At 68.7% G+C, this 23,756-nt stretch carries 18 protein-coding genes; 11 read left to right on the forward strand and 7 right to left on the reverse strand.

Annotated features, from left to right (window positions below; all coding sequences use genetic code 11):
* Positions 1 to 18 precede the first annotated feature (18 nt).
* From frr to FSY98_RS15650, 6 genes are read left to right on the forward strand one after another with little or no spacing between them, the layout of a single operon-like run.
* Positions 19 to 573 carry a ribosome recycling factor gene (frr, locus tag FSY98_RS15625; protein WP_144877542.1) on the forward strand — a complete coding sequence of 185 codons (555 nt, stop codon included), beginning with the start codon at positions 19 to 21 and terminating at the stop codon, positions 571 to 573.
* Between the two features lie 6 nt (positions 574 to 579).
* The gene (locus tag FSY98_RS15630) at positions 580 to 1,737 is read left to right on the forward strand and encodes a phosphatidate cytidylyltransferase (RefSeq protein WP_186307710.1); all 1,158 of its coding nucleotides are present in this window, start codon (positions 580 to 582) and stop codon (positions 1,735 to 1,737) included.
* A complete protein-coding gene (locus tag FSY98_RS15635) occupies positions 1,737 to 2,318 on the forward strand; it encodes a DivIVA domain-containing protein (protein WP_144877543.1) in 582 nt (193 codons plus the stop codon). Before FSY98_RS15630 ends, FSY98_RS15635 begins: the two co-directional genes overlap by 1 nt.
* A gap of 48 nt (positions 2,319 to 2,366) precedes the next feature.
* Complete coding sequence (locus tag FSY98_RS15640) at positions 2,367 to 3,047, forward strand: lytic transglycosylase domain-containing protein (RefSeq protein WP_260857522.1); 681 nt, start codon at positions 2,367 to 2,369, stop codon at positions 3,045 to 3,047.
* A gap of 9 nt (positions 3,048 to 3,056) precedes the next feature.
* The gene (locus FSY98_RS16975; protein WP_144877544.1) at positions 3,057 to 3,344 is read left to right on the forward strand and encodes a hypothetical protein; all 288 of its coding nucleotides are present in this window, start codon (positions 3,057 to 3,059) and stop codon (positions 3,342 to 3,344) included.
* Positions 3,341 to 4,060, forward strand: coding sequence for an alpha/beta hydrolase (locus tag FSY98_RS15650; RefSeq protein WP_144877545.1), 720 nt, complete (start codon positions 3,341 to 3,343; stop codon positions 4,058 to 4,060). Before FSY98_RS16975 ends, FSY98_RS15650 begins: the two co-directional genes overlap by 4 nt.
* Here the strand turns inward: FSY98_RS15650 and FSY98_RS15655 are convergent.
* Complete coding sequence (locus tag FSY98_RS15655) at positions 4,057 to 5,106, reverse strand: AI-2E family transporter (RefSeq protein ID WP_144877546.1); 1,050 nt, start codon at positions 5,104 to 5,106, stop codon at positions 4,057 to 4,059. The genes FSY98_RS15650 and FSY98_RS15655 overlap by 4 nt on opposite strands.
* A gap of 181 nt (positions 5,107 to 5,287) precedes the next feature.
* Between FSY98_RS15655 and FSY98_RS15660 the strand changes: the two genes are divergently transcribed.
* Positions 5,288 to 7,306: a glycosyl transferase gene (locus FSY98_RS15660; RefSeq protein ID WP_144877547.1), complete on the forward strand. Its 2,019-nt coding sequence runs from the start codon at positions 5,288 to 5,290 to the stop codon at positions 7,304 to 7,306.
* The gene (locus FSY98_RS15665) at positions 7,303 to 8,238 is read left to right on the forward strand and encodes a tetratricopeptide repeat protein (protein ID WP_144877548.1); all 936 of its coding nucleotides are present in this window, start codon (positions 7,303 to 7,305) and stop codon (positions 8,236 to 8,238) included. Before FSY98_RS15660 ends, FSY98_RS15665 begins: the two co-directional genes overlap by 4 nt.
* A 71-nt stretch (positions 8,239 to 8,309) precedes the next feature.
* Here the strand turns inward: FSY98_RS15665 and glgB are convergent, their stop codons facing one another.
* The 3 genes from glgB to glgX all read right to left on the reverse strand — a co-directional run bounded on the left by glgB (position 8,310) and on the right by glgX (position 14,719).
* A complete protein-coding gene (glgB, locus tag FSY98_RS15670) occupies positions 8,310 to 10,514 on the reverse strand; it encodes a 1,4-alpha-glucan branching protein GlgB (protein ID WP_144877549.1) in 2,205 nt (734 codons plus the stop codon).
* A complete protein-coding gene (locus FSY98_RS15675; RefSeq protein WP_144877550.1) occupies positions 10,511 to 12,583 on the reverse strand; it encodes an alpha-1,4-glucan--maltose-1-phosphate maltosyltransferase in 2,073 nt (690 codons plus the stop codon). Before FSY98_RS15675 ends, glgB begins: the two co-directional genes overlap by 4 nt.
* 63 nt (positions 12,584 to 12,646) lie before the next feature.
* Positions 12,647 to 14,719: a glycogen debranching protein GlgX gene (gene glgX / locus FSY98_RS15680; protein ID WP_144877551.1), complete on the reverse strand. Its 2,073-nt coding sequence runs from the start codon at positions 14,717 to 14,719 to the stop codon at positions 12,647 to 12,649.
* A gap of 123 nt (positions 14,720 to 14,842) precedes the next feature.
* On the opposite strand from glgX, the gene FSY98_RS15685 reads away from it, so the two are divergent.
* From FSY98_RS15685 to ligA, 3 genes are read left to right on the forward strand one after another with little or no spacing between them, the layout of a single operon-like run.
* Positions 14,843 to 16,018 (forward strand): cysteine desulfurase family protein, encoded by a 1,176-nt coding sequence (locus FSY98_RS15685; RefSeq protein ID WP_144877552.1) that lies wholly within the window; start codon positions 14,843 to 14,845, stop codon positions 16,016 to 16,018.
* Positions 16,019 to 16,027: 9 nt separating this feature from the next.
* Positions 16,028 to 17,125, forward strand: coding sequence for a tRNA 2-thiouridine(34) synthase MnmA (mnmA, locus tag FSY98_RS15690; RefSeq protein ID WP_144877553.1), 1,098 nt, complete (start codon positions 16,028 to 16,030; stop codon positions 17,123 to 17,125).
* Between the two features lie 38 nt (positions 17,126 to 17,163).
* Positions 17,164 to 19,479: an NAD-dependent DNA ligase LigA gene (gene ligA / locus FSY98_RS15695; RefSeq protein ID WP_144877554.1), complete on the forward strand. Its 2,316-nt coding sequence runs from the start codon at positions 17,164 to 17,166 to the stop codon at positions 19,477 to 19,479.
* A gap of 30 nt (positions 19,480 to 19,509) precedes the next feature.
* Here ligA and FSY98_RS15700 read toward each other — a convergent pair whose 3' ends face one another.
* Genes FSY98_RS15700 through FSY98_RS15710 form a run of 3 tightly spaced genes read right to left on the reverse strand, consistent with a single transcriptional unit; the run spans position 19,510 to position 23,689 of the window.
* Positions 19,510 to 20,082 (reverse strand): GNAT family N-acetyltransferase, encoded by a 573-nt coding sequence (locus FSY98_RS15700; protein WP_260857523.1) that lies wholly within the window; start codon positions 20,080 to 20,082, stop codon positions 19,510 to 19,512.
* Positions 20,083 to 20,112: 30 nt separating this feature from the next.
* Positions 20,113 to 21,942 carry a DEAD/DEAH box helicase gene (locus tag FSY98_RS15705; RefSeq protein WP_144877556.1) on the reverse strand — a complete coding sequence of 610 codons (1,830 nt, stop codon included), beginning with the start codon at positions 21,940 to 21,942 and terminating at the stop codon, positions 20,113 to 20,115.
* 46 nt (positions 21,943 to 21,988) lie between these two features.
* Entirely contained in the window at positions 21,989 to 23,689 is a 1,701-nt protein-coding gene (locus FSY98_RS15710) for a long-chain-fatty-acid--CoA ligase (protein WP_144877557.1), read from the reverse strand.
* Positions 23,690 to 23,756: the final 67 nt, after the last annotated feature.

Here is a 23,756-nt window from a genome sequence, read left to right on the forward strand (position 1 = left end):
CCGACGATAGGAGTCACCGTGATCGCGGATGTCCTCGCTGAAACCACTTCTCGCATGGCGCGGGCGGTCGAAGCCGCCAAGGAGGACTTCTCCACCGTCCGCACCGGCCGGGCGAACCCGCAGCTCTTCCAGAAGCTGCTCGTGGACTACTACGGCACTCCGACGCCGCTCGCGCAGCTCGCCTCCTTGGCCAACCAGGAGGCCCGCACGCTCATCATCACGCCGTACGACAAGTCGGCGCTCAAGGCGATCGAGCAGGCTGTCCGCGACATGCCCAACCTCGGGGCGAACCCCACGAACGACGGCAACCTCGTACGCGTCACGATGCCCGAGCTCACGGCAGAGCGCCGCAAGGAGTACGTCAAGCTCGTCAAGACGAAGGCCGAGGACGCGAAGGTCCACGTCCGCGGCATCCGTCGCAAGTCGAAGGACGAGCTCGACGCATTGAAGAGCGAGCTGGGCGAAGACGAGATCGCTCGCGGCGAGAAGGAACTCGATGTCCTCACGCGCCAGCACGTCGACCTCATCGACGACGCACTCAAGCGCAAAGAGGCCGAACTCCTCGAGGTGTAGGCGGCGATGACCGACGACTCCCACGGCGACGGACCGGACACGCCGTCGACGAGCCCACATGCGGGTGACTCCCCGGCGACCTCGCCGGACGGTGTCCCGCTGGGCGACGCCGCGTTCCCGGGCTTCGATGCGACGAGCGTGCCGCCTCGCCCTGCGCTGCCGGCGGAGGAAGCGCCCGTCGCCGCGCCACTGATCACGGCGCCGGGTTCGGCGGCCCTCGATCACAACGCCATCCGTGAGCAGTGGCGCGCAGCGCGCGATGAGTTCGGCACGCACGTCTCGCACGCGCGTGACCAGATCGACCTCGCGAACGAGCGGATCAAGGAGCGCACGGGGCGCGACCTCGTGCTCGCCATCGTCATCGGTCTGGCGTTCGGCGCGGCTCTCCTCGCCTCGTTGCTGTTCATCAAGATCCTGTTCGTCCCGTTCGCCCTGGCCGCCGCGCTGCTCGGTGTCTACGAGCTCTCACTCGCCCTGCGCGGTTCGGGTCGGCGGGTCGACGTCGTTCCGCAGTTCATCGCCGCGGCGTTCCTCGTCCTCTCCGCCTATTTCCTGGATCTGTGGCTCGTCTGGGTGACGCTGTTCCTCGCCGTCGCCTTCGTGATCGTCTGGCGTCTGATGGCGCAGATGATCGCGAAGGACGGCCGCACCTACGGCGACATCCTCGCTGATGCGGTCATCGGCGGGTTCGTGCAGATCTACGTGCCGTTCCTGGCCGCCGTCGCCCTCATCCTCCTCGGCCAGGAGGGCGGGGAGTGGTGGGTGCTGAGCTTCATCGCCATCGCGGTGGCGGCCGATACCGGTGCATACGCTGCCGGACTGGCCTTCGGACGGCATCCCATGGCTCCGCGGATCAGCCCGAAAAAGACCTGGGAGGGATTCGGGGGGGCCGTCATCGCCTCGATCGCGGCCGGCGTCCTGCTCGCGATCTACCTCCTCCAGCTGCCGTGGTGGATCGGAGCCGTCTTCGGAGTCTCCATCCTGCTCTCGGCCACTCTCGGCGACCTCGGCGAGTCGATGCTGAAGAGAGATCTCGGCATCAAGGACATGAGCTCGTGGCTTCCCGGTCATGGTGGGCTGCTCGACCGGCTCGACAGCATCCTCCCGTCGACCATCCCGGCTCTCTGCCTCTACTTCCTCTTCTCCTCCTGGACGGTGCTGTGATGGCTTCCGAAGAACGACTCGACACCGCGCAGGCGGCCGACGCGCGTCCCGCGTTCTCTCTCACAGACGGGCGCACGCGCGGGTATCACCGCGCTGCGGTCGACACCTTCCTCGCCGCAGCACGATCGGCCTTCGAAGGCGGCGGAGACCTCACCGCCTCCGACGTGCGCGTGGCGTCGTTCCCACTGGTGAAGAACGGGTACGTCGTGGCGGAGGTCGACGCCGCGCTCGGTCGGGTCGAGGACGCCCTCGCCGGGCGGACCCGCGAGGAGTCCGTCCGCATCGAGGGCGCCGACGCCTGGGTCGAGCAGGCGCGCGAGGAGGCGCAGGTGATCCTCGATCATCTCGCCCGTCCGAAGCGTCATCGTTTCGCGCGAACCGGAGTGCTGACCTTCGGCTACCGGGTGGACGAGGTCGATCACGTCGCGTCCCGGATCGTGCGCTACCTGCGTGATGGTGAGCCCCTCACGGCCGAACAGCTGCGCGGTGCAGCCTTCCGGATGCAACGGGGCGGCTACCGTGAAGAGCAGGTGGACGCTCTGCTCGACGCCACCATCGACGTGATCCTGGCCGTTCGCTGAACGTTTGCGTGGCCCATGTCGACCCCATTGGGTAGACTGCCCCCTATCGTGAACTCCCGAGACGACATGACCCTTCATCGCAACGAGCGCACGCCGGTTCCCGCATCGCGTGTGCTTTCGCCGCGCGCTGGTTCGCGCCGTCGGGGAGTCGTCGGGTTCTTCAGCGCCCTCGCCGTGGTCGGCTTCGCCGCTGCCATGGTGGCTCCGACGGGCGTCGCCCTGGCCGAGCAGCCCGCGGATGCCGGCCCCGAGTCCGCCTACGCCGCTGCGCTGGCAGACACCCAGAACCTCACTGTGACGGTCGAGGGCGCCGAGATCGCTCCCGTGCAGCGCGGCACGTTCTCCGTCTACGTCACGCCGAAGCCGACGCCCACTCCGACCCCGGTCGCCGCGACCACCAAGTCCGAGAAGGGGAGTTCCGGTGGCGGTGGCCCGCTGTTCTACACGGGTGGCGGTGCGCCGGCCGAGTGGATGTCAGCGGCGGGCATCTCCGAGTCCGACTGGGGCTACGTCGACTACATCGTGTCGCGTGAGAGCGGCTGGAACCCCAACGCGACGAACAAGTCCTCCGGCGCCTGCGGTCTCGTCCAGGCGCTGCCCTGCAGCAAGGTCCCGGGCAACGGTTACGACCCGGTCGACAACCTGCGATGGGCCACCGGGTATGCGACGGGACGGTACGGCAGCTGGGCCGGCGCACACGCGTTCTGGACCAAGAACCACTGGTGGTGACCTCGGGTCATGCCCCGTTCGCGCAAACGGCGTCCGGCGCGCCCTGACGCCGAGGACTCGCTCGACCGTCTCCTCTGGTCGTGGAAGCGCACTGAGACACGGCGCGGCGTCGAGTGGACGGTGCAGCCCATCTCGGCGGTGCAGGCGCAGAAGGAGTACAGCTGCCCCGGGTGCGGGCGAGGCATCGACCCCGGGGTCTCGCACCTCGTCGTATGGCGCGCGGATGGCGTGCTGGGGGATGCGGCGGACCTCGCCGCTCGCAGACATTGGCACACACATTGCTGGAGGATGGCATGAGCATCGAGATCCGCGGACCGCTGGAACTGCCTGCCCGCCGGGAGGACGTCGAGCTCCGCACCGCCGACGGACTGACTCTCGTGGGCGAGCTCGCGACTCCTGAGGAGAAGGTGCCGGTCGCGACTCTCGTGACGCTGCACCCGTTGCCCACCGCCGGCGGTTTCATGGACTCCCACATCCTGCGCAAGGCGGCTGCGCGCCTGCCCGCACTCGCTGAGCTCGCCGTCCTGCGCTTCAACACGCGCGGCACGAGTTCGCCGCGCGGCACCAGTGAAGGCGCTTTCGACGGCGGTGCGTCCGAACGGCTGGATGTCGCGGCGGCGATGGAGCTCGTCCGAGAGCGCGCGCTGCCGCGCCCGTGGCTGCTCGGCTGGTCGTTCGGCACGGAGCTCGCCCTGAAGTACGGACGCGACCACGATGTCGAGGGCGTCATCCTGCTCTCGCCGCCGCTGCACCGCGCCACCGATGAAGAGGTGGCGGCGTGGGCCGGCGACGGCCGCAAGGTCATCGTCGTCGTCCCCGAGCTCGACGATTATCTCCGCCCTGCCGAGGCGCGCGAGCGCTTCTCGGCGATCCCGCAGGCCGAGCTGATCGCCGTCGACGGTGGTAAACACCTGTGGGTGGGGGAGAGTCAGACGCGACGGGTGCTCACCGAGATCGTTGCCGCCGTGAACCCATCGGCTCTGCCGCTGCCGACGGAGTGGCCGGCGGCCTAGAGCTCGTTCATCCGCGGGATCAGAACCTGGCGGTAGATGATCAGGATGCTGGCCGCCACCGGGATCGCGATGAGGGCTCCGAGCAGACCGAGCAGGCTCCCGCCCGCCAGTGCGGCGACGACCACCACCGCCCCCGGCACCGATACGGCGCGGCTCATGATGCGCGGCGACACCACGTAGGCCTCGATCTGCATGTAGATGAGGTAGTAGATGGCGGCGGCGACCGCGGTCGCGGGGGACCCCAGGCCAGGGATGAGGCACACGAGCACGATCAGCGTCGATCCGGTGAGCGTGCCGACGAGCGGGATCAGCGAGAAGAAGAAGGCGACGACCGCGAGCACGGCCGGGAAGGGCGCCTGGATGATCGACAGGAAGATCATGCTGAGGATGCCGTTGATCACGCCGAGCGACACCTGCCCCATGACGTAGTACCCGACGGAGTCGGTGATCTGCTCCGAGAGGTCGACGAAGCGGTCGCGCTTCGACGCCGGGGCGAGCTGGTAGACCGCGCGCTTGAGCGACGGCGTCGACGCGGTGAGGTAGATCGTCAGGATCAGCACGATGAACGCGCCGAAGAGGCCGGTCACGACGGAGAGGCTCGCATTGATCACGCGGTTCGTGATGTCGCCGAGGTTCGCGATGACCCACGCCTGCGACTCCTGCAGCACCCGCTGCACGTCGAGGTTGGGGAAAGCCCCGGTGACCCACGCCTCGATGTCGCTCAACAGGCTCGGGCGGCTGACGATCACCGTGATCTGGCTCACGAGCTGCGAGATCTGATCGACGAGGACGGGGATGACGATGAGGATGATCCCGGCGAAGATGCCGAGGACCGCGACGATGGTGACGAGCACGGCCGACCAGCGGGGGAGTCGACGCCGTTCGAGGAAGGACACGAGGGGGTCGAGTCCCAGACTCAGGAACAATGCGGTCCCGACGTACAGCAACACGGTCGACAGGCTCTGCACACTGGTGATGAGCAGGATCCCCAGCCCGACTCCGAGCGTCGCCACCAGGGCGGTGCGGAAGGGATTGTGGATCTTCATACGTGCTCCTAGGGGATCCGGTTGCTCAAGGGTATCGACCCGGCCGACCCCGTCCGCGCGCGACCTGCCGCCGATCACCGCAGATGCGCCCCTCGTGGGCAACACACAGCTGATTTCGCTAGTCTGAAATGTCGAGTGTTGCGACTCGGGCGTTCGTCCGGGGCGCGTGAGGAGACTATTCGTGCGTTTCGTATGGGCCGTCGTGGCCTTGGTCCTGGCCGCAGGACTGATCGGTGCGGGCATCGCCCAGCGCACCGTGTTCATGGGGCCGTCGAGTCAGAAGGTCAGCGTCGAGGTCGACCAACCCGCGCCGTTCGTGCTGCTGGACGGAGAGGTGCTGCGCGAGAACCCGGGTGCGCAGACGTTGCTCGTGCGCGGCGACGGCGACATCTTCGCCGCCTACGGGCGCACCGCCGACATGGAGGCCTGGCTCGCCGATGCCGATTACAACCGCGTGACCGTGGGTGACGACGGCGATCTGAGCGTCGAGCACGTCGCGGCGCAGAGCGTCGAGGCGGAGCCGGATGACGGCGGAGCAACTCCCGCTCCGACCGAGACGCCGGCGGCCGACGGAGCTCCGGCCGAGGAGGGGGCACCTGCCGACGATACGACCGCCGACGCGACTTCCGGCGAGGTGACGGGACGCAGCCCGATCGGTTCTGACCTGTGGCTGGATTCCTTCAGCGACACGGACTCGCTCATCGCAGACATGCAGGTGCCGGACGGCGTGAGCGTGATCATCGCGTACGACGGGACGCAGGATGCACCGGATGACATCTCCGTCTCGTGGCCGCTCGACAACTCCACGCCGCTCGCGGGTCCGCTCATGGCGGCTGGCGCGATCGTGCTCGCGGTCGGGCTCGTGCTGTACGTCTTGGCCATCCGGCACCAGCGTCGGGGCCGCGGGCCACGGCGCAAGGGGCTGGGTCCGCTCCCTGCGACCGAGCCCATCGACGTCGCGCAGCTTCCGCCCTCCGAGCGTGCAGCCATCGAGCGTCCCGGCTCCGACGCCGACGCGTCTGACGCGGATGCTGCGGCGACGCCGCGCGGCGAGTCGGCGGCGCCCGGTGTCGAGGAGAGCGGCGACGGCAAGACGTCCGCGGACAACCGTTCCGAGAGTCGCGCGAAGTCGCCGCGGCGACGCCGCCTCCTGGCATTGCCGGCGGTGGCTCTGACGGCGGTTCTCGCGACCGGGTGCTCGCCGGACTCGTGGCCGCAGTTCGATCAGGCCTCGCCGACGCCTTCACCCAGCGAGACCGTCATCGCACCGGACAACCAGAAGCCGCCGGCGGTCACGGAGTCGCAGGCGAAGCGAATCCTCCAAGAGGCGTCAGCCACCATCGCGGAGGCTGACACCGCTATGGACATCGAGCTCGCGAAGACCCGCCTGGACGGCCCGGCGCTGACCGCTCGCACGACCGAATACGCGCTCCGGACCGCGGTGCCCGAGACGCCTGTCCCGGCGACGATCCCGACGGATGACGTCCAGGTGGTCCTCCCCGAAGCCACCGACCGTTGGCCTCGGACCGTGCTGATGCTGTCGAAGAGCGATGGCGACGACACGGTACCGCCGGTCATCCTCACCATGACGCAGCAGGATCCGTGGTCGACCTACAAGGTCACGAACATGGCGGAGATGTCGGCCGATGCCGTCTTCCCCGATGTCGCCGCGTCGTGGCTCGGCACCTCCCTGGTACCGGCGGACTCGGCCTTCCTCGGGCTTCCTCCTGGCGAGTTGGCCAATGCCTTCTCTGACGTGGTCGATGCGGCCGAGCAGAGTCCGTCCTACGGTCTCTTCGACGACAACGCGCTGAACCTCGCGAAGTCGATCAGGGACAGCCGTCAGGCGGTCGTGCAGAACCTCGCCGACAACGGAGCGGCGGAGACGTCGCAGACCGCGTTCGACATCGTGCCAGCGGATACCGCGCCGGTCTCGATGACGACTCTCGGCAGCGGGGCGATCGTCAGCGTCTCCCTCATCGACACCGAGACCGTCACGCCGACGTCGGCGGACGCCGTCATCCGATTCGGCGAGAACGTCCAGGCGAAGGCGCTCACGGGTGTGACCGAATCCGCGAAGGGCGTCACGACAAAGTACGAGTTCCAGCTGTTCTTCTCGGTCCCCGCGCAGGGCTCGACCGAGCAGATCAAACTGCTCGCCGTCCATCAGGACCTTCTCTCCGTCGAGGTGATCAAATGACCGATATCTCTCCTGCTGCGATGCGTGGCGCCGTCGACCTGTCGAGCCTGCGCAACAGACCGACCGCTCCGCCCGCGGGCGCCGCCCCCAGCTCCGCGGGCGCGGTGCCCGACGTAGTCGTCGATGCGACCGACGAGTCCTTCGGGCAGATCCTCGAGCTCTCCCGCACGGTGCCGGTCGTCGTCGATCTGTGGGCCGAGTGGTGTGGACCCTGCAAGCAGCTGAGCCCGATCATCGAGAAGGTGACTCGTGAGCTCGGTGGGCGTGTACTCCTGGCGAAGGTCGACGTCGACGCCAACCCCCAGCTGGCCCAGGGCTTCCGTGCGCAGTCGATTCCGATGGTCGTCGCACTGATCGCCGGGCAGCCGGTCCCGATGTTCACCGGCGCTGTCCCCGAGCAGCAGGTGCGCGACGTGTTCGCGCAGCTGCTCCAGGTGGCCGCCCAGAACGGCGTCACCGGGACGCTCTCCATCGGAGGTGCTGAGTCGGCCGAGGACGAGGAGGACGCGGAACCGCCCCTCCCGCCTCTGCATGCGGAGGCGTTCGCCGCGATCGAGGTGGGCGACTACGCCGCAGCGATCACGGCCTACGAGAAGGCTCTCGCCGAGAATCCGCGGGACGAGGATGCCATCGCCGGCCTCGGCCAGGTGCGTCTTCTCGACCGCGTGCAGAAGCTCGACCTGCAGGATGCGAGGGCTGCCGCCGCGGCGGGCCCCCACGACGTGCAGGCGCAGTTCGACGTCGCTGATCTCGATCTCGCCGGAGGCCACGTCGACGATGCTTTCGGCCGACTCCTCGACCTCTTCGCCGAGCTCCCGTCGGACCAGCGCACGCCGGTCCGCGAACGCCTGGTCGAGCTGTTCGGGCTCATCGGCGCCAGCGACCCGCGCGTCATCTCCGCACGCAACCGGTTGTCGTCGCTCCTCTTCTGACGGGGTCCTCGTTCATGCGCCGAGAGGTCGGCGAGACCAGGGTCTCGCCGACCTCTACGCATCCGGAGGGGTCAGTCGTGCGTGACGGTCGGGACGTGCGGATCGTTCTGGAAGCGCAGCCAGATCGTCGACAGTGCGGGCAGCGTCACTGAGGCGACGGGTGCGCCCCCGTCTGCGGCATCTGCGACGACGATTCCGAGGTTGCCCGATCCTCGGCCGCCGAAGGCGGCGGCATCGGAGTTGAGGATCTCCTGCCAGATGCCCTCGTGGGGGAGCTCCATCCGATAGCCGGTGCGCTCGACGCCGGCGAAGTTGCTGATCACGACGACGCGTCCTCCGTGGGCATCCCGTCGCTCGAACGCGACGACCGCGGGGTCCCAGGTCGGTGCGCCGAGGCGGGAGAACGACGACCCGTCGTTGTCGCGCTCCCACAGCGGGGCCTGGGCCCGGTAGGCGTGGTTGAGCTCGCCGACGAACTCCTGCAGCTGTGAATGAGACGGCTGGTCCAGCAGCCACCAGTCCAGTTCCCGGGATTCCGACCACTCCGCGAGTTGGCCGAACTCCTGACCCATGAAGAGCAGCTTCTTGCCGGGGTGGCCCCACATGTACGCGAGGTAGGCGCGGGCGTTCGCGAGCTTGTGCCAGTGATCGCCCGGCATCTTGGAGAGCAGGCTGCCCTTGCCGTGCACGACCTCGTCGTGACTGATCGGCAGGAGGTAGTTCTCGCCGAACGCGTAGACGAAGGAGAACGTCATCTCGCCTTCGTGGTGCGCGCGGTACATCGGGTCTCGTTCGATGTACTGCAGGGAGTCGTTCATCCAGCCCATGTTCCACTTGAATCCGAACCCGAGGCCGGCGTGGTCGGTGGGGGCGGTGACGCCGGGGAAGCTGGTCGATTCCTCGGCGATCATCAGGACACCCGGGTGCAGTCGATACGCGGTGGCGTTGACCTCCTGCAGGAAGCGGATCGCCTCGAGGTTCTCGCGACCCCCGTGGATGTTCGGCTCCCACTCGCCGGCCTTGCGCGAATAGTCCAGATAGAGCATCGATGCGACGGCGTCGACACGCAGGCCGTCGACGTGGAACTCCTCCAGCCAGAACAGGGCGTTCGCCACCAGGAAGCCTCGGACCTCCGAGCGGCCGTAGTCGAAGATCAGCGTGCCCCAGTCCTGGTGCTCTCCGCGCCGGGGGTCGGGGTGCTCGTAGAGCGGCTGCCCGTCGAAGCGCGCTAGAGCGAACGCGTCCTTCGGGAAATGCCCCGGCACCCAGTCCATGATCACGCCGATGCCGGCCTGATGCAGCCGGTCGATCAGGTACCGGAGGTCGTCCGGTGTGCCGAACCGGCTGGTGGCCGCGTAGTAGCCGCTGACCTGGTATCCCCAGGACCCGCCGAACGGATGCTCGGCCAGGGGCATGAACTCCACGTGGGTGAAGCCGGCGTCGGTGACGTGGGCGATCAGCGGATCGGCGATCTCGCGATAGCCGAGTCCTGAGCGCCACGATCCGAGGTGGACTTCGTACACCGACAGCGGCTGTGCGACGGCGTGGGTGGCGGCTCTCCGAGTCATCCAGGCGCCGTCCGACCACTCGTACGACGATGCGGTGACCACCGAGGCGGTCTCCGGGGGCGTCTGTGCAGCCTGCGCCATCGGATCCGCCTTGAACAGCCACGCGCCTTCGCGGGTGCGGATCTCGTACTTGTACGTGGTGCCGACGGCGACGTCGGGGATGAAGAGCTCCCACAGCCCGCTCCCGCCCATCGAGCGCATCGCGTGCCCCTGGCCGTTCCAGCCGTTGAAGTCGCCGACGACCCGCACTGCCGTGGCGTTGGGCGCCCAGACGGCGAAAGCGACGCCGACGTCTCCGTCGATGTCCTTCGGGTGGGCGCCCAGCGCCTCCCACAGCCGTTCGTGGCGTCCCTCGGCGATCAGATGCATGTCGAGCTCGCCGAGCTGGGGGAGATGCCGGTACGGATCGCCGACCGTCTTCTCCTCGTCTTCGCCATAGCTCGTCGCGATCCGGTACGCCACGGGCGGGCCATCGTGCTCGACCTCCCAGATGCCGTGTGCGACGTGGTGGAGCTCCCGCCGGGTGCCGTCGCGGAAGACGGCCGCGACGGTCGATGCGAGCGGTCGACGTACCCGGATCACCGTGACCGACTCGTCTGCCTCCCCGGCGCGTGCGTGCGTTCCGAGAACGGAGTGCGGGTCGTGATGGGTGCCGGCGGCGACGGCACCCCATTGCGCCGACGCGGTCGCGTGTTCGACGTCGCTCATGCTCGTGCCCTCACCTTCAGGATGTGCACCGGCTCGGCGAAGGCGTCGAGGCGCACGTAGTTGTGATCAGTCCACGTCCAGACGGCGCCGGTGAGCAGGTCTTCGACCTCGAAGGGCTCGCCGAGGTCGACGCCCCACACAGTCGTGTCCAGGTGGACGGTCGTCTCACGCACCGAGTGCGGGTCGACGTTCGCGACGACGATGATCGTGTCGGACGCCCCCGTGCCGGTGAAGGCCGCATCGAGGTGCTTGCTGTAGACGAGGATCGCGTCGTCATCGCTCCAGTGCACGGAGAGATTGCGCAACTGACGCAGTGCCGGATGCTCGCGGCGGATGCCGTTGAGACGGCGCAGCAGGGGAGCGAGCGAGTCGCCGGCCTGCTCCGCGGCATCCCAGTCCCGCAGTTTGAACTCGTACTTCTCGTTGTCGATGTTCTCCTCGGAACCCGGGCGGGCCACGTTCTCGAAGAGCTCGTAGCCGGCGTACACGCCGTAGACGGGTGCCGCGGTAGCGCCGATGCAGGCGCGGATGCGATATGCGGCCCTGCCGCCGAACTGCAGGTACTCGGTGAGGATGTCGTGCGTGTTCACGAAGAGGTTCGGCCGCATGTAGGCGCTCGTCTCGTGCGAGACGCTCTCGAGGAACTCCTCGAGCTCCGCCTTGGTGTTGCGCCAGGTGAAGTAGCTGTAGCTCTGCTGGAAGCCGACGGCCGCGAGGGCGCGCATCACGGCGGGCCTCGTGAAGGCCTCGGCGAGGAAGATGACGTCGGGGTCGGCGGCATTGACCGTGGCGATCAGCCACTCCCAGAACTGCAGGGGCTTGGTGTGCGGATTGTCGACGCGGAAGATCTTGACGCCCTCGCGGACCCAGTGCTGCACGATGCGCAGCATCTCGGCGTAGATCCCGGACGGATCGTTGTCGAAGTTCAGGGGATAGATGTCCTGATACTTCTTCGGCGGGTTCTCGGCGAACGCGATGGTTCCGTCGGGGAGCGTGGTGAACCATTCGGGGTGCGCGGCGACCCAGGGGTGATCGGGCGACGCCTGGAGCGCGAGGTCCAGAGCCACCTCGAGGCCCTCCTTGCGGGCGGCTCGGACGAACGCACGGAAGTCCGCGGGGGTGCCGAGATCAGGATGGATGGCGTCGTGGCCGCCCTCGGCTGATCCGATCGCGTAGGGCGAGCCGGGGTCGCCGGGCTCGGTGGTCAGGGTGTTGTTGCGGCCCTTGCGGTTGGTCGTGCCGATCGGGTGGACGGGGACGAGGTAGATGATGTCGAAGCCCATGTCCGCGACCGCCGGGAGTCGTTTCGCCGCGGTGCGGAATGTCCCGCTCTTGATGGTGCCGTCCTTCAGCCGCTTCGCGCCCTCGGAACGCGGGAAGAACTCGTACCAGGCGCCGACACCGGCCGCCGTGCGTTCGACGAGGAGGGGCCTGGTGGGCGAGGCGGAGCGCAGCGTGGTCAGCGGCCTCTCGGCGAAGACACGTGCGAGTTCGGGATCGGTGGAGAGAGCGAGGGTGCGCGCGGCATCGCCCGTGCCCAGCTCCGTGGCCAGGGCGGTCAGGACACGGCGCTGCGCGGCCGGGCGATCCTTCTCGGTCGCCGCACGGGTGAGGAGTTCGGCGCCGAGCGCGGCCATCACGGGGATGTCGACGCCTGCCGCCACCTTCAGTTCGGCGGCGTGCGCCCAGGTGCCGAAGTCGTCGGAGAACGCCTCGAACCGGAACGACCATGTGCCCTGCGCATCGAGGGCGACGTCGGCGTTCCACCGGTCGGTGCCGTCCAGGAGGGGGCGCAGGCGGTGCAGGCTCTCCGCGCCGTCGGGCGACGTCAATCGCAACTGCACTCCGATGAGGTCGTGCCCCTCGCGGAACGCGACGACCTCGAACGGGACGACCTCTCCGACGAAGGCCTTCGGCGCGAAGCCGCCGGGTACCGCGGGGGACGCGGCCGTCAGAGGTATGCGGGTCGCCCGCAGATCATCGGGATCCTGCACGGCACCGAGCGGGCGCAGGGGGATCTCAGCGGGACTCCGGAAAGCCTTCGGGCGGGTAATCGTGCGTGCGGCCACTCCCCGACAGTACCGCGCTCGTTCGGCAGCGGGTAGCGCGCGGATCGCCCGGCGCGCCGTGGGTCACTCGACGCGGAAGAGGTGCATCGATGTGCCGGGGACGGGCAGCACATCGCCCGGTTCGTAGACGTCGCCTCGCGGCTCAGGGCGCTCGTCGGCGCTCGACCAGAGCGACACGAATCGAGTCGCATCCTCGAGCGCGTCGGGGAGTCTCACATCGATCGGCGATTCGGTGCCGTGGACGATCAGCAGGATGCGGTTGGCCTGTTCGCGATCGGGTGTGGAGGCCGCCACGTACTGCAGCGTCCTGTTGCCCGGGTCCGCCCACTGCTCGCTCTCCATGGTCTCGCCGTTCTGGTCGAACCAGTCCATGACGGAGGCATTCGGGATGTGCTCGCCCAGCCGCGCGTACCGACTCGGACGCAGCGCCGGGTTCTCCTCTCGCAGGGCGATCAGACGGGTGACGTGCGCGCGGAGATCCTCCTGCCACGGCTCAGGGTCCCAGCTCAGCCAGGTGAGGGGCGAGTCCTGCGCGTAGGCGTTGTTGTTGCCCCGCTGCGTACGACCGACCTCGTCGCCCGCGGTGAGCATGGGGATGCCCGCCGACAGGAGCAGGGTGCCGAGAAGATTGCGCATCGCCCTCCGGCGTGCGGAGAGGATGGCCGAGTCGTCCGTCGGCCCTTCGATCCCGTGGTTGAAGGCACGGTTGGTGTCGGCGCCGTCGCGATTGTGCTCGCCGTTCGCCTCGTTGTGCTTGACGTCGTACGACACGAGGTCGTGGAGCGTGAAGCCGTCGTGGGCCGTGACGAAGTTGACGCTGGCGAGCGGCCCGCGCTCTTCGGAGAACGTGTTCGACGATCCCGCGAGCCGGGTCGCGAAGCCCCCGACGCCGACCGGCGCGGATGCGCGTCGGGCGTAGTCGATGTCGCTGAGCCAGAAGTTGCGGACGCGGTCGCGGTAGCGGTCGTTCCACTCGTGCCATCCGAGCGGGAAATTGCCCGTCTGCCATCCGCCGAGACCGACGTCCCACGGCTCGGCGATGAGCTTGGAGTCACGCAGCACCGGGTCCGCGGCAATGGCGGCCAGGAGCGGGTGCTCGGGCGTGTAGGCATGAGTCGCGTCGCGCGCGATGGCCGTGGCGAGGTCGAAACGGAAGCCGTCGATCTGCATCTCCTGCGCCCAGTAGCGCAGCGAGTCCAGCACGAGGCGCGCCCCGGCATCCGTCGACGTGTTCAGGGTGTTGCCGCAGCCGGTCGTGTCGATGTACACGCCCGACGCATCCTGGCGGTAGAAACTGGCGTTGTCGATGCCGCGCAGGCTCGAGCGCGGGCCGCCGATGCCCTCCTCCGAGGTGTGGTTGTACACCACGTCGAGGATCACCTCGAGCCCGGCTTCGTGCAGCAGCCGGACCATACCTTTGAACTCGGCGAGCACGGCCTCGGGGCCGCCTTTGCGCGCATCCTCCGTCGCGTACGCCGTGTGCGGGGTGAAGAAGTTGAGGGTGTTGTAACCCCAGTAATTCGTGAGCCCGCGTTCGAGCAGCCGGGGCTCCGGGACGAACGCCTGCACGGGGAGCAGCTCGATGGAAGTGATCCCTAGAGAGTGGAAGTACTCGATCATCGCGGGGTGTGCGAGCCCGGCGTACGTGCCGTGCAGCGCCGGGGGCATGTCCGGCTGTCGTTTCGTGAGCCCCTTGAGGTGGCCTTCGTAGATCACCGTCCGGTCGAGGGGGATGCGCGGCTTGGCGGAGTCGCCCCAGTCGAAGCCGTCCGCGATCACGACGGAGCGCCACTCCTCGTACCCGTCGCCCTGCGCGAGTCCGCGGGCGTAGGGATCGAGCAGAAGGGTCTCGGAGTTGAAGGTGTTGCCGGGGCCGTGCGGACCGCCGACCCGGATCGCGTACCGAGCGCCTGGCTGCAGCAGGGGAGTGGTGACCTCCCAGATGCCGCCGGGCAGGCGCTCGAGGCTCAGCTGATCGATCGCCCAATCGAGATCTTCCGCGTCGAAGATCACGAGTTCCACCGAGGAGGCGTTCTGTGACCAGATGCGAAGCGTTCCGACGCCGTCATGAAGACGGACGCCGAGGTGGTCGAGGGTGGAACCCCCGGGCACGGTGCTGTCTCGAGTCGCGGGCATGAGTACACCCTAGAGGTCCGGACCCGAGCGCCAGAATCGTGCGCATGGCGTCCCATTCCGCGGTGCACGGGTGCGCGTCGTGCCGTCGACGCCGGCGCGGTGGAAATGCGCGACCATGGAGTCATGCGGCATTACCTCGATCACGCGGCGACCAGTCCGCTGCGCCCCGAAGCGCGTGAGGCATGGCTGCAGGCGAGCGGACTGGTCGGCAACGCCTCGTCGACGCACGGAGCCGGGCAGGACGCCAGGCGCGTGCTCGAGGACTCCCGAGAACGGGCTGCCGCGGTGCTGGGGTGCGACCCCATCGAGGTCGTCTTCACCTCCGGCGGCACCGAATCGATCAACCTCGCGCTGAAGGGCCTCTGGGCCGCTCGGCGGGCGGATGCCGACGCCATCGTGATGCCGGATGCCGAGCATCACGCCACGATGGACACGGTCGCCGCTCTGGTCGGCGACGGCGCGGTGCTGAGACCGGTCGGAGTGTCGCCGTACGCGGCGATCGACGTCGCCGCCTTCCGCGACGCGCTTCCCGGCGCGGCCCTCGCTACGGCGCTGATCGCGAACAACGAGGCGGGAACGATCAACGACGCGCACGCCCTCGCTCGGGCGACCGCTGCGGCGGACGTGCCACTGCACCTCGACGCCGTCTCGGCGCTGGGTCACGTTCCGCTGTCGTTCCGTGAGCTGCGGGGCGATGCGTCCGACGCCGTCGGTCTCGTCGCGATGAGCGTGGCGGGTCACAAGATCGGCGCACCGGTGGGCATCGGCGCTCTGGTCGCGTCGAGGACGATCCGGCTGACCGCGCTGCTGCACGGCGGTGCTCAGCAGCGCAGTCTGCGAGCCGGAACCCAGGATGTCGCCGGGGCCGCCGCCTTCGCGACGGCGCTGGAGCTCGCGGAGGGCGAGCGCGAATCCGAGTCCATCCGCCTCGCCGCCCTTCGTGACCGGCTCGTCTCCGGGGTCCTCGACCGTGTCCCGCACGCAGAACTCCTGGGCGATCCGGACGTGCGGCTGCCGGGCAACGCCCACCTGCTCTTCCCCGGCGCGGTGGGGGAGAGCCTGTTGTTCCTCCTCGACATGGCCGGGGTCGCGGCCTCGACCGGGTCGGCGTGTCAGGCCGGCGTGGCCGAGCCGTCGCACGTGGTGACGGCGATGGGCCGTAGCGAGCGAGACGCGCGGAGCGTGCTGCGGTTCTCGCTGGGGCGCACTTCGACGGATGCGGACGTCGAGGCTGTGCTCGCCGCGATCGCCGACGCGTACGCCAGGGCGTCCGGGTCCGGTCCAGGCGTGCGCTCGTAGACTGGTCGCATGAGGATTCTCGCGGCCATGAGCGGTGGCGTCGACTCCGCGGTGGCGGCCGCCAGGGCCGTCGAGGCGGGGCACGACGTCGTCGGAGTGCACCTCGCCCTGTCCCGCGCAGGCGGAACGCTGCGCACCGGCAGCCGGGGCTGCTGCACGATCGAGGACGCACTCGATGCCCGCCGAGCGGCTGATCTGCTCGGCATCCCGTTCTACGTGTGGGACTTCTCCGAGCGGTTCCGTGACGACGTGATCGCCGACTTCGTGTCGGAGTACCAGGCCGGACGCACGCCGAACCCCTGCATGCGCTGTAACGAGAAGATCAAGTTCGCAGCTCTCCTGGAGCGCGCCATCGAGCTCGGCTTCGACGCCGTCTGCACGGGGCACTACGCCACGCTCAACCCCACCGAGGCGGGCCTCGAGCTGCACCGGGCTGCCGACAACGCGAAGGACCAGTCGTACGTGCTCGGCGTGCTGACGGCGGAGCAGCTCGCGCACACATACTTCCCGCTGGGCACGACGCCGTCGAAGGCGGTCGTCCGGGCTGAGGCCGAGGCCAGGGGCTTGAGCGTCGCGCAGAAGCCGGACAGCCACGACATCTGCTTCATCCCCGACGGCGACACGCGCGGCTGGCTCGCCGAGAAGGTCGGCACCGCGACCGGGGAGATCGTCGACCGGGCCGGAGAGGTCGTGGGCACCCATGAGGGAGCCCACGGGTACACCGTCGGCCAGCGGCGAGGCCTCAAGCTCGGCGTTCCCGCGTCCGACGGCAAGCCGCGGTTCGTCCTCGAGGTGCGGCCGGTGTCGAACACGGTCGTGGTGGGCCCGAAGGAGGCTCTCGCCATCCGCGAGATCGCCGGCGCGCGGTTCAGTTGGGCCGGAGCCGCGCCGATCGATGCGGAATTCCATTGCGAGGTGCAGATCCGAGCGCACGCGGAGCCCGTCGCCGCACACGCCTTCGTCGACGCGGACGGGGTCCGCGTGGTGCCGGACGAACCGCTCGACGGCGTCGCGCCGGGTCAGACCGCCGTGCTCTACACGGGCACGCGGGTGCTCGGTCAGTTCACGATCGATCGCACGGTATCAGCGGTTCCCGTCGGGGCGTAGCCCCGGCCATTGTCGGTGCCCACTCGTAGACTGACGGGGTGCCGGAGAACATCTCGTTGGAAGACGCCCGTACCGAGGCCGAGGAGCTGACCACCCGCATCCTCGAAGCGAAGGACGCCTATTACGGCCGCGACACCTCGGTCGTCGACGACTTCACCTACGACGGCTGGATGCACAGGCTCGAAGAGCTCGAGCGTCTGCACCCCGAGCTCCAAGGGCAGGATTCCCCGACGCAGATGGTGGGGGCGGCCGAGGCCACCGGCCTGGCCACGATCGAGCACGCAGAGCGGATGCTGAGCCTCGACAACGTCTTCTCGATCGACGAACTCCGTGAATGGGCCGCCAAGACGCGGGCATCCGCGGGACGTGACGTCGACTGGCTCACCGAACTCAAGATCGACGGTCTCGCGATCAACCTCCGGTACGAGAACGGGCGTCTGACGTCGGCCGCCACACGCGGAGACGGACGCGTCGGCGAGATCGTCACCGAGAACGCCCTCAGGCTGCCGATGATCCCCGCGCAGCTCAGCGGCAAGGGACACCCGCCGATCGTGGAGGTGCGCGGCGAGGTGTTCATACCGGTCGCGGCCTTCGAGCGATTGAACGCCGCCCAGGCGGAGTTCCGCCAGCGCGCGTTCGACGAGGCGCGGTCGCGGTGGGAGGCGCGCGTCGGAGCGAAGAAGGCCTTCGACGAGGAGAAGGCGCGCACCGCCGCCGCTCGTCGCTTCCCTGCGTTCGCGAATCCGCGCAACGCGGCGAGCGGCGGCCTACGACAGCAGATCGACAAGAAGAGCGGCATGGAGCTCGAAGCAGGCCGGCTCCGCATCGAGTCGCTGGACCTCTACGTGCACGGCATCGGCGCCTGGGAGAACCCTCCGGTGGCAGCACAGAGCCAGGTCTACGATCTGCTCTCCGAGTGGGGGCTGCCGACGAGTCCGCACACGAGGGTCTGCACGACGGTCGATGAGGTCGCCGAGTTCGTCGAGTACTTCGGCGAGCACCGTCACGACGTGGAGCACGAGCTCGACGGGATCGTCGTGAAGGTCGATGAGCTCGCACTGCACGATGAGCTCGGGGCGACGAGTCGCGCCCCTCGATGGGCCATCGCCTACAAATACCCACCGGAGGAGGTGCAGACGACCCTGCTCGACATCGTCGTGTCGGTCGGCCGCACGGGGCGTGCGACACCTTTCGCCGTCATGGCGCCGGCGCACGTGGCGGGCTCCGTCGTGCGGCAGGCCACGCTCCACAATAAAGACGTCGTCAAGGCCAAGGGGGTGCTCATCGGCGACACGGTGGTACTCCGCAAGGCGGGCGACGTGATCCCGGAAGTGCTCGGTCCTGTCGTCGAGAAGCGCGACGGCAGCGAGCGGGAGTTCGTCATGCCGACCGAGTGCCCCGAGTGCGGGACGCCACTCCGACCGATGAAGGAGGGAGACATCGACCTGCGCTGCCCGAATGCTCGCTCCTGCCCGGCACAGGTGCGCGGCCGGGTCGAGCACATCGGCTCTCGGGGTGCACTCGACATCGAAGCCCTGGGCGAGGTCACGGCAGCGGCCCTGACCCAGCCGACCTCACCTGCCGAACCGCCCCTCGTCACCGAGGCCGGGTTGTTCGACCTCACCATCGACCGGATCGTTCCCATCGAGGTCGTCGTCCGAGACGGCGAGACCGGCCTGCCGCGGGAAGACGACGACGGCCTCGTGAAGACGCGTGCGCCCTTCCGTCGGAATCCCACGGCCGCGGAGAAGAAGTCGGGGGTGGACGGGCCGCAGCCCTCGTCACAGGCCGCGACTCTCCTGGCGGAACTCGAGAAGGCCAAGTCCAAGGATCTCTGGCGTCTCCTCGTGGCTCTCAACATCCGGCATGTCGGACCGGTCGCAGCCAGAGCTCTCGCCCAGTGGTTCGGCTCGCTCGGAGCGATCCGCGCCGCGTCGCGCGACGAGCTCGCCGCGGTCGAGGGCGTCGGTGGCATCATCGCCGACTCCCTGCTCGCCTGGTTCGAGGTCGACTGGCATCAGGAGATCATCGAGCGCTGGACCGCGGCCGGAGTGCGGTGGGAGATTCCCGGTCACCCCGGTCCTGGAGCGGCAGTCGCCGAAGGGGGCGTGCTGGACGGACTCACGGTCGTCGCCACCGGATCCCTCGACGGGTACACGCGAGACGGCGCTCAGGAGGCCATCATCAAGGCGGGCGGCAAAGCGGCATCCAGTGTGTCGAAGAAGACGGACTTCGTCGCGGCAGGACCGGGAGCCGGATCGAAACTCGCCAAGGCCGAGGACCTCGGCATCCGCGTCCTCGACGCCGCCCAGTTCCACGTGCTCGTCACCGAAGGCCCGGACGCGCTGGACTGAGTCGGCGACCTGCGCTCACTCGGTAGAGACTCACTCCGCGGAGGCTCGCTCCGCAGAAGAGGTGAGGTCCTTGACGAGGCGCTGCTCACGCAGACCCTCGACGCTTCCACCTTCGCCGATCTTCTCGACCCCGTCGGGCGACCAGCCGTGGGCGCCGTAGAACCCGATCGCGCGCTCGTTGCCTGCGAGGACCCAGAGGTACGCCCGGATCCATCCGCCTGTCAGCAACGCATCCTCGGCGTGACTGATGAGCGCGCGACCGACACCCTGCGACCAGGCATCCGGGTGCGCATACAGGCCGGCGATCTCGCCGAGACCGCCGGAGTCGTCGTCGCGTCCCGCACCGAAAGTCGCCCAGCCGACGATGCGGTCGTCGGTCTCGGCGACCACGAGATGGTGGGCGACTGATCCGTACCCGTCGGTCGATTCTCCCGCGAGTGACCGCTCGATCCAGGTCGACCACATCGTCGCACGCGACTCGACGCTCTGCCGATCGAGGACGGCTTGATCGATGAGTCCCGCGTAGGCCGCGCGCCAGGAATCGACGTGGACGACCGCGACACCGTGCGCGTCCGCGACGACGGCGTCCCTGATCGTGATCATCGGCATCCGATCACGCTCGCCGAGTTCCCGTCAGCTCTTGTGGCGGGGCTTGCGCGCCGGGCGGTCGTCGCGGGCCGGGCGGTCGTCGCGACGGTCGTACCGCGGGCGGTCGTCACGGCGCTCGAAGCGGTCACGGTCGCCGTCGCGCGGTGCGCGACGGGCGCCCGGACCCCGGTCGGGCTTGATCTCGATCAGGCGTCCGGAGATGCGCGTGTCTCGCAGCTTCTCCAGCACTGCGGGGTCGAGCTTCGCGGGCAGCTCGACGATCGAGAAGTCCGGCCGGATGTTGATCGCGCCGAAGTCGTCGCGGCCCAGACCGCCCTCGTTCGCGAGCGCGCCGACGATCTGCCGGGGCTCGACACGGTGGCGGCGCCCGACCTCGATGCGGTAGGCGGTGTAGTCGCCGCGACCGCGACGCTCGCGCGGCTCGCGATTCTCACGCGGCTCACGCGTCGCACGATCGCGCGGCGGACGGTTGTCGTACTCGACCGCCTTCGCCAGAGCGTCGTCCTCCGGATCGAGAAGCAGCGGCTGGTCTCCCTGCGCGACGACGGCGAGTGCCGCGGCGACATCGGCCTCCGGCACATCGTGGTTCCGCACGTAGTGGGCGATGATGTCGCGGAACTTCTCGATGCGTCCGCTCTCTCCGAGTGCCGCCGTGATCGCGTCGTCGAAGCGGGCGAGGCGCGTCGTGTTGACGTCCTCCGTCGTCGGCAGCTGCATCTGCGTCGGCTGCTGACGCGTGGCCTTCTCGATGTGCTTCAGCAGGTAGCGCTCGCGCGGAGTGATGAAACTGATCGCATCGCCCGTGCGTCCGGCACGGCCCGTGCGGCCGATCCGGTGCACGTAGGACTCCGTGTCGGTGGGGATGTCGAAGTTCACGACATGGCTGATCCGCTCGACGTCGAGACCACGCGCCGCGACATCCGTGGCGACGAGGATGTCGAGCTTGCCGTCCTTGAGCTGGTTGACGCTGCGCTCGCGCTGCACCTGCGGGACGTCTCCGTTGATCGCGGCGGCCGAGTAGCCGCGGGCGCGGAGCTTCTCGGCCAGAGTCTCGGTCTCATTCTTGGTGCGGACGAACACGATCATGCCGTCGAAGTTCTCGACCTCGAGGATGCGGGTGAGCGCATCGACTTTCTGGGCGTAGGACACGACCAGGTAGCGCTGTGTGATGTTGGTGTTCGTCGCGGTCTTCGACTTGATGGTGATCTCTTCGGGATCACGCAGGTACTGCTGCGCGAGACGACGGATCTGCGCGGGCATCGTGGCCGAGAAGAGGGCGACCTGCTTCTCGACGGGGGTCTGCGCCAGGATCTGCTCGACGTCTTCGGCGAAGCCCATCTTGAGCATCTCGTCGGCCTCGTCGAGCACGAGGTACTGGAGCTCGGACAGGTCGAGCGTGCCCTTGGCGAGGTGGTCCATGATGCGGCCGGGTGTGCCGACCACGACGTGCACGCCGCGACGGAGTGCCGACAGCTGCACGCCGTAGCCCTGACCGCCGTAGACGGGCAGTACGTGCACGCCCTTCATCTTCGAGGCGTACGACTCGAACGCCTCGCAGACCTGGAGCGCGAGCTCGCGAGTGGGAGCGAGCACGAGAGCCTGCGGCGTCTTCTGTGCGACGTCGAGGCGCTCGAGCACCGGAAGGGCGAAGGCAGCCGTCTTGCCGGTGCCGGTCTGCGCCATGCCGACGACGTCGCGACCCGAGAGGAGGGTCGGGATGGTCGCGGCCTGAATCGGGGAGGGGGTCTCGTATCCGAGATCCTTGATGGACTTGAGGACCGGCCCGGTGATTCCGAGCTCCTCGAATCCGGGTGTCGAGGGGGCGTCGGTGGGCGCGGAGTCTTCAGGAGTCACTGATCAAGGGTAGCGTCTCGTCGCAGACTCCGCCTGTGAGCTCGGATCAGGACCCGCCGGTGAGAGCCACGAGCTTCTCCTTGACCTGACGGCGCAGCACTTTGCCGATCAACGACTTCGGCAGCTCGTCGACGACGAAGATGCGTCGAGGGACCTTATACGGCGTCAGAATGCCGCGTGCGAACGCGCGGATCGCGTCGACGTCGATGCCCGCAGCGGGGTCGACGACGATCGCCGCCACGACCTCCTCACCGGAGTGCGCGCTGGGAAGGCCGATGACCGCGGCATCCACCACCTCGGGGTGCTGACGAAGTGCGTTCTCCACCTCGGTGGGGGCCACGTTGAAGCCGCCGGTGATGATGAGCTCCTTGATGCGGTCGACGATGCGGATGAACCCGCCCTCATCGATCGTCACGATGTCACCCGTGCGGAACCAGTCGTCGACGAAGACCGCTTCGGTCTCCTCCGGTTTGCCGTAGTAGCCGGAGAACACCTGGGGCCCTCGAACCAGCAGCTCGCCGGCGGACCCGGCCGGCACATCGACCGCGGGGTTCTCCGGGTCGACGACGCGGCACTCGGTCCCGGGGAGCGGGAGCCCCACGGTGCCTGGCACACGGTTGTCGGCTACGGGGTTGGCCATGAGCACGGGGGAGCACTCGCTGAGACCGTACCCCTCGACGAGGTAGCCGTGAGTGGCTGCCTCGAAGGGCACGACGAGGTCGTGCGGCAGGGCCATGGCGCCGGAGATGGCGACCTCCACGCCGTCGAGAGAGACGCCGGCGTCGGTCGCGGCGGTCAGCAGCCGGTCGGCGATCGGGGGGACGAGAGGGAGGAAGGTCGCCGGATGCTTCTTCATGACATCGAGTACCAGCGAGGGCTCGAACTTGGGGAACAGCACGAGTCGCGCGCCCATCGACATGGCGAAGGTCAGACAGAGAGTGAGCCCATACGCGTGGAACATCGGGAGTACGGCGTACACGACGCAGCCCTTGCCGCGCTGGATCGAGGGGACCCATGCCTGTGCTTGAGCGGCGTTAGCGAGGAGATTCCGGTGGGTGAGGGCCGCTCCCTTCGGGGTGCCGGTGGTGCCGGAGGTGTACTGGATGATCGCCAGGTCATCGGTCGACGGCCGGGGGTGGGACGCGGAGAGGGGCGCGGATTCCACGAGCGTCTCCCAGGTCACGGTTCCCCGGACCCGCTCGGTCAGCGCCGCGCGGGACTCGCGGGCCTTCGCGACCGGGAGCCGGAGGGCGGCGCGGGTGAAGAACGGCATCGCGCGCGTGACGTCGACGGAGATGAGGTTCGACACGGCGAGATCCGCCGGGAAGTCCTGCACCGTCGAGACGACCTTGTTCCAGACGATCGCGTGCGTCGCACCGTGGTCCTCGAACTGCTTGCGAAGCTCACGCGGCGTGTAGAGCGGGTTGTGCTCGACGACGACGGCTCCGAGCCGGAGCACCGCGTAGAAAGCCACGATGTGCTGCGGGCAGTTCGGCAGCACGATCGCCACGGGGTCTCCTGCGCGCACGCCGAGGTCACGCAGACCGGATGCCGCGCGGTCGATCGCCGCCTGCAGCTGCGCGTAACTGGTCTCCCGTCCGAAGAACTGCAGAGCCGGATCGTCGGGGTAGTCGCGGGCCGAGGCGGCGACGATGTCGATCAGCGATCCCGAGACCGGTGCGAGGTCGTCTGGCACGCCGTCGGCGTAGCTGGCGATCCACGGGCGAGGGGGCTCATACGTGCTCACGTGCCCAGCATAGGGCGGGGGCCGACGCGACTGCGGGAGCCGGCTCGCGCGCGAACTAGACTGGAGG

Origin of the sequence: Microbacterium sp. 1.5R, assembly GCF_007667425.1 — a bacterium.
Taxonomy (GTDB): Bacteria; Actinomycetota; Actinomycetes; order Actinomycetales; family Microbacteriaceae; genus Microbacterium.

Excerpts from the sequence above, each read along its gene's own strand:
- mnmA (WP_144877553.1), top strand. The coding sequence starts at position 16,028 with ATGAGGATTCTCGCGGCCATGAGCGGTGGCGTCGACTCCGCGGTGGCG.
- FSY98_RS15635 (WP_144877543.1), top strand. The coding sequence starts at position 1,737 with ATGGCTTCCGAAGAACGACTCGACACCGCGCAGGCGGCCGACGCGCGT.
- FSY98_RS15655 (WP_144877546.1), bottom strand. The coding sequence starts at position 5,106 with ATGAAGATCCACAATCCCTTCCGCACCGCCCTGGTGGCGACGCTCGGA.
- FSY98_RS16975 (WP_144877544.1), top strand. The coding sequence starts at position 3,057 with ATGCCCCGTTCGCGCAAACGGCGTCCGGCGCGCCCTGACGCCGAGGAC.
- glgB (WP_144877549.1), bottom strand. The coding sequence starts at position 10,514 with ATGAGCGACGTCGAACACGCGACCGCGTCGGCGCAATGGGGTGCCGTC.
- FSY98_RS15650 (WP_144877545.1), top strand. The coding sequence starts at position 3,341 with ATGAGCATCGAGATCCGCGGACCGCTGGAACTGCCTGCCCGCCGGGAG.
- FSY98_RS15630 (WP_186307710.1), top strand. The coding sequence starts at position 580 with ATGACCGACGACTCCCACGGCGACGGACCGGACACGCCGTCGACGAGC.
- FSY98_RS15700 (WP_260857523.1), bottom strand. The coding sequence starts at position 20,082 with ATGATCACGATCAGGGACGCCGTCGTCGCGGACGCGCACGGTGTCGCG.
- FSY98_RS15665 (WP_144877548.1), top strand. The coding sequence starts at position 7,303 with ATGACCGATATCTCTCCTGCTGCGATGCGTGGCGCCGTCGACCTGTCG.
- glgX (WP_144877551.1), bottom strand. The coding sequence starts at position 14,719 with ATGCCCGCGACTCGAGACAGCACCGTGCCCGGGGGTTCCACCCTCGAC.
- FSY98_RS15685 (WP_144877552.1), top strand. The coding sequence starts at position 14,843 with ATGCGGCATTACCTCGATCACGCGGCGACCAGTCCGCTGCGCCCCGAA.